This window comes from Rhodobacter sp. 24-YEA-8, from assembly GCF_900105075.1.
Lineage (GTDB): Bacteria > Pseudomonadota > Alphaproteobacteria > Rhodobacterales > Rhodobacteraceae > Pseudogemmobacter.
Genome location: NZ_FNSK01000002.1, coordinates 365,169 through 376,725 on the forward strand (window position 1 = coordinate 365,169; position 11,557 = coordinate 376,725).

The window sequence follows — 11,557 nt, forward strand, 5'->3', positions numbered from 1 at the left end:
AAAGGCGGCTCCGGTCGTAAGTCCTGGGTAGGATCTGCCGTCGGTTTTCCGGACACGAAGATAAGATCGTGACCAGGGAGCTGACGTGCGGATATGACGAGACGGAAGCTCCGCCGCGAGGTCAAAGTCAGGGCCGTGAGGCGGGTGAAGTGTAAAAAGGATCAATGCCTGCGATCATAGTCGCATGGCGGTCTGCCATGATGGCGGGATGGATCCCGCCATCCGCGTTGCGGCGCGCCCCGATTGCCGGGCCGCAACGCTCCGACAGTCAATGCACTGCCGCATAGAGTATGCGCTCACTGCTGGCATCCGTCGGGCTGAATTCTTCGACCACGCGCCCCTGGCGGCAGACAAGGATCCGATCGGAAAGCTTCAGGATCTCGGGGAGGTAGGACGAGATCACGATCACCGCGATGCCCTGCTCCGCGAGGCTTTCGATCAGTGCGTGGATCTCGGCCACCGCACCAATATCGACGCCCCTTGTCGGCTCATCAAAGATCACCAGTTTCGGATTTTGGATCAAAGCCTTGCCGATCACCACCTTTTGCTGATTGCCGCCCGAAAGCTCCACCACCCGCGCGCCCGGATCAATCGAGCGGATCACGAGACGCGCGGACCATTGCGCCGCGAGCTCGCGCATTTCCGCAGTTGAGACCCAGGGGAAGCGGTTAAGCCCTGCCGCGAGCAGCCCAGCATAAAGGTTCTCCGCGACGGTCATATTCTCGAAAAAACCCTCCTGCTTGCGGTCCTCGGTGACATAGACGATGCCGTCCGCCACCGCCGGACCGGGGGTCGCGTAGCGCACCGCCCCCCCCTGATATTCCACCTGCCCTCCGCGCAGAAAATCGCGTTTCAGAACCCCCGCGATGATCTTTGCCGTCTCGGTCCGGCCCGAGCCAACAAGCCCGAACAGACCCGTCACCTGCCCCGCGAAGACCGAGAATGACGTATTCCTGACCAGCGCCCCCATCGAGACATCCTCGACCGAAAGGACCCGCGCCCCCGGCGGGCGAATGCTGTCGCGGGGTGCAAAATCCGCCGCCACGTCGCGCCCGACCATGGCCTCGATAATACCGGCCTGCGTCAGACCCTGCGCCGCCGCAGTCAGCACCCGCTTGCCATCGCGCATAACGGTGATCCGATCCGAGACCTGCAGCGCCTCTTCCAGTGCATGGGTGATGAAGATGATCGCCACACCGCGCTTTTGCAGCCGTGCCAGCAGGGCGAAGAAATGACGGCGCTCCTCGGGGGTGAGGGTCGCGGTCGGCTCGTCAAAGATGATGATCCGCGCGTTGAGCCGCACAGCACGGGCGATCTCGACCATCTGGCGTTTGGCCGCGCCGAGGCTTGAGACCAGCGCCGTGGGATCGACGGTGAAGTTCAGGGATTGCAAGAACTGCTGCGCAGCAATTGTGACGCCGCGCAGGCGGTTGAAGGCTTTCTCCTGGCCAAGGAACAGGTTCTGCGCCACGGTCATCGAGGGGACGAGGCTGGTCTCCTGGTAGACCATGGCGATGCGTTGCCCGAGTGCGTCACCCGGGCCGATTGCTTTGAAAGGCTGGCCCGCAAGGCGGATCTCGCCACTATCGGGCGGGTAGACCCCGGCCAGAAGCTTGGAAAAGGTGGATTTCCCGGCGCCGTTCTCGCCCAAAAGCGCATGGATTTCGCCGGGAAACAGGTCGAAATCCACCTGATCCACCGCGATATTGCCGTGAAACGCCTTGCTAATGGCCTTTGTGGACAGGATCGCGGTCATCGGGCTTCCTCCGCTTCGGCAATGTCGACGATCTCGCCCGCGCCTTTCAGCGCGACAAGGGTCTGGCCCGGCAGATCAAGCACCGCGACCGCGCCATGCCTGCGCCCGTCTGCGCGGGAATGGTAGCTTTCCAGCACGCCAAATCCGGCATCAAGCCGCGCCACCAGCCCGTAAGACCGCGCCGGCGCCCAGGGTTTGCGCAGACCCATGGTGCGCACGCCGCCGCGCTGCAGTGGCTCCAGAAAGCTGTGGCCGACAGAGAGCGCGGGGGCAATCCAATGCTCCTGCGGGACCGTCGCCAGCATATCGGCGCGGAAATGGTTTTCCTGCAGCACAAGCTCCACAAGGCGGTTGCGCGGCGCGAAAATGGCCAGCCACCAGCCGCCATTCAGCGCAGGAGAGAGCCGACCCGGATAGCCGGGGATACGGTCAAGAAGCTTGCGCGCGCCCTTGGGTGTCAGCGCCGTCAACCGATGCGCGAAGGCCTCGGCCAGCACGATGCTGCCATCCTGCGCGCGCGCCAGGCCCGAAGGCCAGGCAAGGCGCGTGGCGATCTGTTCGGCGCGCAGCGCGTCAGGCTCCAGCCGCCAGAGCCCGCCGTCCCCGGCCTTGCGCATCAGGGCGGCAACCCAGTCGCCCGCTTTATGCGTGGCCGAGCCTTCGGCGATGATCAGCGCGCCATTGTCTTCCATCAGCGCGGTTGCGGAAACAGGACGGGGGAAGGCGCTGCGCAGATCGCGGCTCCCTGCCCCGCCCCGCAGGATAAGCCCGCCATCCTCTAAAGCCAGCGCAAGACCGCCCTGGAATCCGGTTATCGCCGTGATCGGGGCGGGATAGGTTTCCACCGCCTCAGCCCCCGCAGGGGTCAGGCGATAAAGCACCGGCCCGGCGCTGGCCCAGACCCCTCCCGCAGCGTCACGCGCGAGGGTGTCAGCGCCCGGCAAAACCGCGACCGGCGCCGCTGTCTCAAGCCGCGTATCGGGCTTCCAGGCGCCGTCATAGGGCGGGATGGTGATCGCCTGACCGCGGAACGGCTCGAGCAGGCGGTCAAGCAGACTGATCCGGCTCATGCCCCCGGCCCCCAGTAGGATTGCCAGCTGGTCCAGGTCGGATCGGCGCCCTCTAACCGGATGCGCCCGATCCGATTGTTCAGGATGCCGCCGATATAAAGCCAGCCCTTATGTTCGCGCATCGAGGTCACCATCGGATGCGACAGCCCGCCGAGATCGCCCAAAGTGCCGAGGATCCGCCCGTTATCGTCGAATTTCACCACCCCGCCGGTATTGATATTCGGGAAGAGCCAGTCATCCTGCGGCAGGTTACGCGTCATGCGTTTGCGCATCCCGGGATGCCGCAAGGCAAGGTCAAAGCTGGGCGTTCGCATGCCGAGCCAGGCCATCCAATAGGTCCCGTCCGAGGCGCGGTTGATATTGTCGGGATAGCCCGGCATGTCCTTGATCACGGTCTCCAGCTGCCCGGCCCTGGGGCCGGAAATCCAGTAGCGATGCACCGTGCAGGCCCAGCTTTCGGCAATCAGCAGCGACTGACCATCATGCGAGAGACAGACGCCATTGGCGTAGCGCAGGCCCCTGAGCATGGTCCGGGTGGTGCCGGTTTTCGGGTCATAGACCAGCAGACGCCCGGTCGGGCGGCTCTCAATCGAATCCAGCGCCCAGTCATGCGCGTCATAGCGCGTCGTGGAATCGGTGAACCAGATCCGGCCATCAGGCGCGATATCAAGGTCATTCGGGTCGCGCAGCCGCGCGTCATCAACCACCGAGAAAAGCGAGCGCCCGGTTTCCGTGGTCAGTTCCGAGACCTCGCCCGCTTGCGTCACACCGTAAAGCCCCATGGCACCGACGCAGGAGATCACCCGCTGATCGCGCGTCATGGCAAGGCCGAGGGGGAAGCCGCCGATATGGGCGAAAATCTCTGAACGGGTGTAATCGGGGGCGAACCATTTCACGATCTCGCCATGGCGGGTTCCGGCATAAAGATTGTCAGCCTCGTCAAGGATTACATCCTCTGGCCCCTCGACCGTGCCGAGCGCAATTGCCTCCGCCCCCGCCAGCCGGTCATTCAGCGCGAAGGCCGTACCCGAGCCGGGCAGAGCCGGGATCGCCGGAGCCATAGCGTGGTGCAATGGGGCGACATAGATCTCGGACAGGACTTTGTGGCGGTTTTTCAGCCAGCGCATATCCAGGATGATCGCCGCGCCGAGCATCAGGCCGACGATCATCTGGCTGGTGCCGGTGCCAGCCCCCATGCGGATCAGCCCGTTGGTGGTCAGCAGGACCGCAATCGCCCCCAGCACCCCTTTGACGACCGAGCCGCGCCCACCACCCAGGCTATTGCCACCGACCACCGCCGCCGTCAGCGCAGCAAGCTCCATCCCGAGGCCGGTTCCAGGCCCTATCCCGGAAAGGCGCGCGGCGAAAAGGAACCCCGCCAGCCCACAGGCCAACCCCGAGATAACGTAAGACAGGAACACAGTGCGACGGACATTGATCCCGGCATTGAAGGCCGAACGCCTTGCCCCACCAACCGCCATGAAATGCCAGCCGATCCGCGAACGGCTCATCACCAGATGCGCGGTGATGGCGAAAAAAACCGCGATCAGGGCAGAAAGCGGCAGGAACCAGAGGCTGCCGCTGCCGATCCCGTCGAAGGTATCATTCCAGACCGGCGAGCTTTGGATCCGGGTGCCCCAGGCGGTAATCAGGATATCGTAAAGCGAGCGGCCAATGATCAGCGTGACCAGTGTCGTCAGAAACGCGCGCAGCCGCAGATAGCCGATCAGAACCCCGTTCAGCGCGCCAAAAGCTGCGCCCGCGCCAAGGCCGGCAATCAGCGCCAGCCAGACCGGCCCCTCGGCAATATAGATGACAGAGAGCACCGCGAAGGCCGCCAGCGCAAAGATCGAGCCGACCGAAAGGTCGATTCCGCCCGCGATAATGACCACCGTCAGGCCGAGCACCACGATCAGGAATTCACCCAGCTGCCGCGTGGTATCAATCAGGCTCGATGCCGCGAAAAAGCCCGGCAAAAGCGTCCCGAAGGAGATCACCACCGCCAGCAGAAAGGCAAAGGGAACCAGATTGTCGGTCCAGCTTTTCGAGAGGATTTCGCCCAGAAGGTGGTCCGGCACCCGGTTATAGCGCAGGCGGATCAGGGTTTCGCGCAGGCTCATCTTGCGGCTTTCTTGGGGAATTCCAGTGTGGCGAATGGGGGCCAGACCATCAGGCCGGGCCCTGTCAGGATCAGTTCTTCGCGGCGGCCTCGATAGCGGCCTGGCTCCAGCAGGTGGTCGGGGTCAGATCGGCTTTGGTACGCGCGACCTCATAGGTGTAGAGGTAGTTTTTGCTCTCACCGGGCTTGATGCCGCTTTGCAGCAGGACCTTGATCGCGGCGACCACATCCTGCGACTGGCGCGGCAGTTCCGAGGTCACAATCGCGCCAAAGGTGCCGTCTTCGATCAGCTTGCAGTCAATCGCCTCGCCCGAGCCGGTGGTGGCGATAAAGACCTTGTCTTGCAGCCCTGCGTCACGGATCGCGGCTGCGGTCCCTTGCGCGGTCGCATCCCAGAAATCAACGATGCCGCAAATATCGGGGTTTTGCTGCAGGATTGTCGCCGCAGCATTACGCGCTGTGGTCGGATCCCAGTTCGAATCCGCAGTGCCTGCGACCACCCAGCCGGGATTCGCGGCCAGCACTTCCTGCACACCCTCCCACTGATACAACGACGAGGCATTGACCTGATCGCCCTGGATCACGCCGATCTTTTTCGATGACCCCTCGCCGCAATGATCGATCACCGCCTGGGTCTCCAGCGCGCCAAGCTTTTTCCAATCCGACCCGGCAAAGATATCCGAGGCGAAATTCGACGGGTTATCAAGCTGAACGACGAAAATCCCCGCCTCCTGTGCGCGTTTAAAGAGCCGCGAGTAAGAATTGAGGTCCGGCGTCTGTACGATCAGCACATCGGGCTTGTCGGGCGAGGAAATCAGATCGGTGATCGCCTGCGCCCCGGCATCCACGCTCCAGTTCGGGTCACGGGTCTCCCAGATACCGCCGAAACGCCTGACCTCTTCGCCGATGAAATGGTTCCAGCCCTGGGCAAGGTCAAAGCCCATCGTCATCGGCACCAGCACCACGCGCTTGCCTTCCAGTGCCGAACGATAGGCTTCGGGGCCGGGGTTGCTGTCCTGGGCGGTGACGCCAGAGGCGAGCGTAAGGACGCAGCTGCCGGCAAGGGCGGCAAGGCGAAGGGGTTTGAACATTGTGGTTCCTCCGGGAAAAGGGCCTGCATCCGGCAGCGCCCTGAAAGGTGAAAAGGTCAGATATCGCCTTGCTGACTGGTCTGTTCATCTCGGGGGTTCAGTTGCCCGTCGAGAATGATAGCGCCGAGCAAGATCAGCGCTTTGATAAGATTTTGCTGGATATTCGGCAGGTTGAGGATGGTCATGCCGTTCAGGAGAACCCCGATCAGCATGGCGCCGACGACGACATTGCGCATGCCCCCCTTGCCGCCCGAAAGCCCGATGCCGCCGATCACCACGACCAGCACCACGTCATAAAGCAGCGCTGAATTGACCAGCCGCGTGTTCATGCTTTGCAGGCTGATCGCACTCGCCAGCCCCGCGAGCCAGGCAAGGAGCGCTGCGAGCGTGAAGGCCGCAACGATCAGCGGGCGCACCGGGATGCCCATCGTGCGCGCTGCGTTGAAATTATCGCCCATGAGATAGAGAAACCGCCCCGGCCTGGACCAGCGCAACAGCCCGATCAGGATCAGAACCACCGCCAGAAACACCAGCACATCGACCGGAAGGCCAAACACCCGTGCCGTTCCCAGTGACAAAAGCCCGGTTGCGTTTTCGGGGATATAGACCACATCCTGCGACAGGATCTGTGAGCGCACAAAGCCAAAGACAAACGCGCCAGAGGCGAGCGTCGCAAAAAGTGCCGGCACCCCCGCATAGGCGACCATGGCCCCGTTCGCCGCGCCAATCGCAATGGCCATCAGCGCAACCACCGCGCTCGCCGGCCACAGGCCCCAGCCGCTTTGCATCAGCTGCAGCTGCACCGCGACCGTCACCACCATGACCGAGACCATCGACAGATCGATGCCGCGCCCGATCACCACGATCCCCATCCCGGCGGCCAGAATGCCCAGCACGGCGACGGAGCGCAGGATGTTCAAAAGGTTCGCCGGTGCCGCGAAACCGTCGAGCAGCAGCGCAAAACCCGCGAAAAGCGCAATCGCCAGCCCGAAGACAATGGTTTCCTGCCCGATAACACGTCGCGGATGCGCCGCGCGAAGGCCCCGAATGCTCACCCTTCTGCTCCCCAGTTCCGACCCTGAAATGCCGGGGTTCGGGGGCAGTCAACGGCCCTTCTTTGTGATACTGCCGCTGGATTTATACAACAATATCAAGGCAGTTTCTTTGTTTTGCGCGGCGCAGAGGCTTTCTTCTGCGCCGCCGCCCTTACAGAGAAGGATTTTCCGGGATCAGGACCGCCGCCCCGCTGGTCGCGCGAGATTCCAGCGCGCGATGCGCCTCAGCCGCGTCTTGCAGACGGTAGCGCGCCGCAGCGCCCGCCTTAAGCCTGCCATCCGCAAGCCTATGAAACAGCGCAGCCGCCCGGGCCGCGCGTTCCTCCTGGGTCGTCAGATAGTCGAACACCACCGGGCGACTGAGCGTCTTTGAGCCTTTCGCCAGATCTGAGACCTGAAACCCGGTTATCGGCCCCGAGGCCTGGCCGAAGGACACCAGATGCCCGCGCGGCTTCAGACTTTCGAGTGAGCCACGCCAGGTGTCTTTCCCGACCGAGTCGAAGACCCTGTCACAGAGCGCGCCGCCGGTCAGATCCGCCACCCGCGCGGCGACATCCTCATGGCGGTATTCGATCACCGCATCATAGCCGTGATCCAGCGCAAGCCGCGCCTTCTCAGCGGACCCGACGGTCCCGATCGCCCGCGCCCCAAGCGAGGCGATCCATTGACCGAGCAGCAAGCCGACCCCGCCCGCCGCCGCATGGACCAGCACCACCTGACCTTCCCGCACCGGCGCTACGGTAGAAACCAGCGCCTCCGCCGTCAGCCCTTTCAGAAGGACCGAGGCCGCCAGATCCGCCGTGATCCCGTCGGGCAAAAGGAAAAGCCGGTCGGCGGGCATCACGCGGTAATGCACATCGGCGCCGGTGCGCTCCAGATAAGCCACACGCGCGCCGGGTTTCAGCGTGACGCCTTCGCCCACGGCGATCACCACGCCGGCCGCCTCGGCCCCGGGGATCAGCACCGCGCCCGGCCAGGGGTAAAGGCCCGAGCGGAAATAGGTGTCGATGAAATTAAGCCCGATGGCCTCATGCCGGATCAGCACCTCGCCGGGGCCGGGGGGCGCGAGGGGGAGTTCGGCCCATTCCAGCACCTCGGCGCCACCGGGTTTGCGGGCTATGATTGCGCCGGTATGGGTCGGGATTTCTGCGCCTGAGGCCATCGGATCAGCTCTCCACCAGGAATTGCTGATCGACGGGCAACTGCAGCGCCGTCACCAGAGCATTGGTCTGCGAGGCCATGCCGATCACCGCCAGCAATTCCTCATGCTGCGCCCCGGTCATGCCCTTGGCCTTCGCTGCTGCGGTATGGGAATGCACGCAATAGCCGCAGCCATTGGCACTGGACACCGCGATATAGATCATCTCCTTCACCACCGGATCAAGGCTTCCCGGCGCGACCATCACCGCCTTGAGCCCAGCCCAGAGCCGGTCCAGCGTATCGGGCTGATTGGCTAAAGCGCGCCAGATATTATTGATGAAATCCGATTTCCGGGTGGCACGGATATCGTCGAACACCGCTTTGACACGGGGATCGGCTTCAGCCTCGGCATCGGTCCAGAGGCGGACGGTGGTCATGATGGGGTTCCTTTCGCAAAGCCCTTGCGCCACAGGCTAGGACGCAGACGGGGCCGAAGCAAATGCTCTGCCGGGTCAGGCAGTATGGCTGAGATTGAGCGTGTCGAGGATCCGGTGGCGCAGCGCCTCAAACCCTTCGTCGCCTCTTGCGCGTCGGCGCGGCAGATCGACCGGGAAATCCTCGGCAATCCGGCCAGGATTGGGGCACATGACGATGACCCGGTCGGCGAGCAGGATCGCCTCTTCGATATCATGGGTGACAATGATCAGGGTCGGGCTTGGCTCGGTTTTTGCGTGGATCTGCAGGAGATGCTGCTGCAGATCGGCTTTGGTGAAGGCATCCAGCGCCGAGAAGGGTTCATCCAGAAGCAAGACCTCCGGCTCGGTGACCAGCGCGCGGGCAATGGAGACACGCTGCGCCTGGCCGCCCGAAAGCTGCCGCGGCAGGGCATTCGCCTTATCAGTAAGACCCACCCGCGCGAGCGTGGCCGAGATCCGCGCCTCGCGGACAGCATGCGGCAGGCCCGCAAGGCCAAAGCCCACATTGCGGCGCACAGTCAGCCAGGGGAAAAGCCGCGCCTCCTGAAAGATGATGCCGATCTTTTCATGCGGCCCGTCCAGCGCGGTCTCGTCAATCGCGACCTCGCCATGCGTCGCCTGTTCAAGCCCCGCAAGGATACGCAAAAGCGTGGATTTCCCGCAGCCGGAGCCGCCGACAATCGCAAGAATTTCACCCGGAGCAACCGTGAGGTTTATCCCCGCCAGCGCGCGGGTGCCGGTTTCATAGGTTTTGCCAAGGTTGCGGATCGTCAGCATATCAGGCCTCCCCTGCGCCGGTGCGGGCCTCTTTGCCACGCGCGAAACTGTCTTCCCAGGTCAGGAAAGGTGCGGTTACCCAGGCCAGAAGACTGTCGGTGATCTTGCCAAGGATCGCGAAAATCAGGATCGCGGCAACGATCTGTGCCGGTTTGCCCAGCTGCTGGCCATCGACCAGCAGATAGCCAAGCCCGGTTGAGGCTCCCATGAACTCCGCCGCGACGACGAACATCCAGCCAAGGCCCAGACCCGAACGCAGCGCCGTGACATAGGCCGGGAAGATCGCGGGCAAGAGGATACGCACCACCATCCCCGTGCCGGAGAGGCGAAAGACCCGCCCGACCTCGACGAACTTGCGGTCAACCGAGCGGATCGCATCCATCACGCCAAGATAGACCGGGAAAAAGACGCCGACCGCGATCAGCATGACCTTGGGCAGTTCGAATATGCCAAACCAGAGGATGAAAAGCGGCACCCAGGCGATGGACGGTATCGCCCGCAACGCCTGGAAGGTCGGGTCGATCAGCCGCGCAACGGGGCGGTAATAGCCGGTGATCGCGCCGAGGATCGTCCCCGCCACCACCCCAAGGCCAAAGCCCACCACGACCCGCCAGAGCGTCGCCGCGGCATGGCGCGTCAGATCGCCCTTTTGCCAGAGCGCGGCGAGCGTGTCCCAGATCACGCTTGGCGGTGGCAAAAGCCGGCCGGTGTTCCAGCCCAACGCCACCACCGCCTCCCAGATCAGGGCCGCGCCCAAAGGCAGGATCAGCCCGATGAAAAACGGCTTCCCATAGCCAAGGAACCGCGACAGAAAATCTGCGCCGGTGCGGGTGGCGGGGCCGGTTTCGGCCCGGCTGGAGGTCTCGGTCATGAGGCAGATCTGATCCTGTGGAAGGGCTTACGCGGTCGGCAGGCGGTCGTCGATCAGACCATCCACGGTTGCGGTGACATCGACACCCGCCTCGATCACACCCGCTTTTTGCAGCGCAATCCCTGCCGCGAGGATCGCGTCACGATGGGCCGCGCCAAGGCGCGGGTCGGAAAGATCGGTGCGCTCATTGAGCTGCTTTTCGATCACCGCCTCGGGCAGGCCGGTGACTTCGACCGTGACCGCTTTCAGCTCATCAGGGTTTTCGACCGCGAATTTCCGTGCGCGCTCATAGACAGTGAGAACGCGGGTCGTAACCTCGGGCTGTTCCGCAAGGAAGGCTTCTCGCACATTGAGGATCCCATAGGTATTGGCGGCGACATTACGGAAGAAAAGCGAAGCGCCGTCTTCGACCTCGGCTGAGGCCATGATCGGGTCAAGTCCGGCCCAGGCATCGACATCGCCGCGCAACAGAGCGGTCTTGCCATCCGCATGCTGAAGCAGAACTGTGGTAATATCGCTTTCCGACAGGCCCTGATCTGCCAGTGCCCGGATCAGGAAAATATGCGGATCAGTGCCACGGGTGACGGCCACGGTCTTGCCCTTGAGATCTGCGACCGAGGTGATGCCGGTTTCGGCCCGCGTCACCAGCGCCGTCCATTCCGGGCGCGAATAGCTGTAGATCGAGCGGATCGGATTGCCGTTTATCTTTGACACCAGCGCCGCCGAACCAGCGGTCGAGCCGAAATCAATCGCGCTGCCCGAAAGGAACTCCAGCGCCTTGTTCGACCCCGCCGATTGCACCCAGGTGATGGCAATCTTGTCTGAGGCGAATTCCTCTTCCAGCCAGCCCTTGGATTTCAGGAGCAGCGAGACCGGGTTATAGGTCGCGAAATCGATCTTCAGTTCCGAGAGTGATTGCGCGCGCAAAAGGCCGGGCGCAGCGACGCTGACCAGCGATGCTGCCGGAAGGGTTTGCAGAAGATGGCGGCGGGTGATCATCTCGTCTCGTCCTTTTCCTGTGGCCAGCTCCGGCGGTGCCTTCGGGCGCCCGCCGGGTCCATGGGGTCTGCACAGCATCTTCCCGCCCTGTGGCAAAGCGCGCCTGTTTTGGCTTGTGATGCTGGGATGCTTCGGTCGCTGAGGGTATCGTAATCCGTGCTTTTCAGGAAGAATTGCCCCCGCTCTTTGAACATGACGCAGGA

Annotated in this window: 10 protein-coding genes; all 10 read right to left on the minus strand. The window is 63.3% G+C overall.

Features of this window, described 5'->3' with window-relative positions:
* Nucleotides 1–268 precede the first annotated feature (268 nt).
* The 10 genes from BLW25_RS18245 to BLW25_RS18290 all read right to left on the minus strand — a co-directional run bounded on the left by BLW25_RS18245 (nucleotide 269) and on the right by BLW25_RS18290 (nucleotide 11,354).
* Nucleotides 269–1,756: a sugar ABC transporter ATP-binding protein gene (locus BLW25_RS18245; RefSeq protein WP_092902790.1), complete on the minus strand. Its 1,488-nt coding sequence runs from the start codon at nucleotides 1,754–1,756 to the stop codon at nucleotides 269–271.
* Nucleotides 1,753–2,826, minus strand: a complete 1,074-nt coding sequence (locus BLW25_RS18250; RefSeq protein WP_092902792.1) for an SMP-30/gluconolactonase/LRE family protein — start codon at nucleotides 2,824–2,826, stop codon at nucleotides 1,753–1,755. The genes BLW25_RS18245 and BLW25_RS18250 overlap by 4 nt, the downstream gene beginning before the upstream one ends.
* Complete coding sequence (locus BLW25_RS18255; protein ID WP_092902794.1) at nucleotides 2,823–4,946, minus strand: ABC transporter permease; 2,124 nt, start codon at nucleotides 4,944–4,946, stop codon at nucleotides 2,823–2,825. Before BLW25_RS18255 ends, BLW25_RS18250 begins: the two co-directional genes overlap by 4 nt.
* A gap of 70 nt (nucleotides 4,947–5,016) precedes the next feature.
* Complete coding sequence (locus BLW25_RS18260; RefSeq protein WP_092902796.1) at nucleotides 5,017–6,036, minus strand: sugar ABC transporter substrate-binding protein; 1,020 nt, start codon at nucleotides 6,034–6,036, stop codon at nucleotides 5,017–5,019.
* Between the two features lie 56 nt (nucleotides 6,037–6,092).
* Nucleotides 6,093–7,091: an ABC transporter permease gene (locus BLW25_RS18265; RefSeq protein WP_253188582.1), complete on the minus strand. Its 999-nt coding sequence runs from the start codon at nucleotides 7,089–7,091 to the stop codon at nucleotides 6,093–6,095.
* Nucleotides 7,092–7,242: 151 nt separating this feature from the next.
* On the minus strand, nucleotides 7,243–8,253 hold the full coding sequence (locus BLW25_RS18270) for a quinone oxidoreductase family protein (protein ID WP_092902797.1): 1,011 nt from the start codon (nucleotides 8,251–8,253) through the stop codon (nucleotides 7,243–7,245).
* A gap of 4 nt (nucleotides 8,254–8,257) precedes the next feature.
* Complete coding sequence (locus BLW25_RS18275; protein ID WP_092902799.1) at nucleotides 8,258–8,668, minus strand: carboxymuconolactone decarboxylase family protein; 411 nt, start codon at nucleotides 8,666–8,668, stop codon at nucleotides 8,258–8,260.
* Nucleotides 8,669–8,743: 75 nt separating this feature from the next.
* On the minus strand, nucleotides 8,744–9,484 hold the full coding sequence (locus BLW25_RS18280; protein WP_092902801.1) for an ABC transporter ATP-binding protein: 741 nt from the start codon (nucleotides 9,482–9,484) through the stop codon (nucleotides 8,744–8,746).
* A 1-nt stretch (nucleotide 9,485) separates the two neighbouring features.
* Nucleotides 9,486–10,355: an ABC transporter permease gene (locus BLW25_RS18285; RefSeq protein ID WP_092902803.1), complete on the minus strand. Its 870-nt coding sequence runs from the start codon at nucleotides 10,353–10,355 to the stop codon at nucleotides 9,486–9,488.
* Between the two features lie 27 nt (nucleotides 10,356–10,382).
* Nucleotides 10,383–11,354, minus strand: a complete 972-nt coding sequence (locus BLW25_RS18290) for an aliphatic sulfonate ABC transporter substrate-binding protein (protein WP_092902805.1) — start codon at nucleotides 11,352–11,354, stop codon at nucleotides 10,383–10,385.
* Between the last annotated feature and the right edge of the window lie 203 nt (nucleotides 11,355–11,557).

Excerpts from the sequence above, each read along its gene's own strand:
- BLW25_RS18270 (WP_092902797.1), bottom strand. The coding sequence starts at position 8,253 with ATGGCCTCAGGCGCAGAAATCCCGACCCATACCGGCGCAATCATAGCC.
- BLW25_RS18290 (WP_092902805.1), bottom strand. The coding sequence starts at position 11,354 with ATGATCACCCGCCGCCATCTTCTGCAAACCCTTCCGGCAGCATCGCTG.
- BLW25_RS18280 (WP_092902801.1), bottom strand. The coding sequence starts at position 9,484 with ATGCTGACGATCCGCAACCTTGGCAAAACCTATGAAACCGGCACCCGC.
- BLW25_RS18250 (WP_092902792.1), bottom strand. The coding sequence starts at position 2,826 with ATGAGCCGGATCAGTCTGCTTGACCGCCTGCTCGAGCCGTTCCGCGGT.
- BLW25_RS18285 (WP_092902803.1), bottom strand. The coding sequence starts at position 10,355 with ATGACCGAGACCTCCAGCCGGGCCGAAACCGGCCCCGCCACCCGCACC.
- BLW25_RS18275 (WP_092902799.1), bottom strand. The coding sequence starts at position 8,668 with ATGACCACCGTCCGCCTCTGGACCGATGCCGAGGCTGAAGCCGATCCC.
- BLW25_RS18260 (WP_092902796.1), bottom strand. The coding sequence starts at position 6,036 with ATGTTCAAACCCCTTCGCCTTGCCGCCCTTGCCGGCAGCTGCGTCCTT.
- BLW25_RS18245 (WP_092902790.1), bottom strand. The coding sequence starts at position 1,756 with ATGACCGCGATCCTGTCCACAAAGGCCATTAGCAAGGCGTTTCACGGC.
- BLW25_RS18255 (WP_092902794.1), bottom strand. The coding sequence starts at position 4,946 with ATGAGCCTGCGCGAAACCCTGATCCGCCTGCGCTATAACCGGGTGCCG.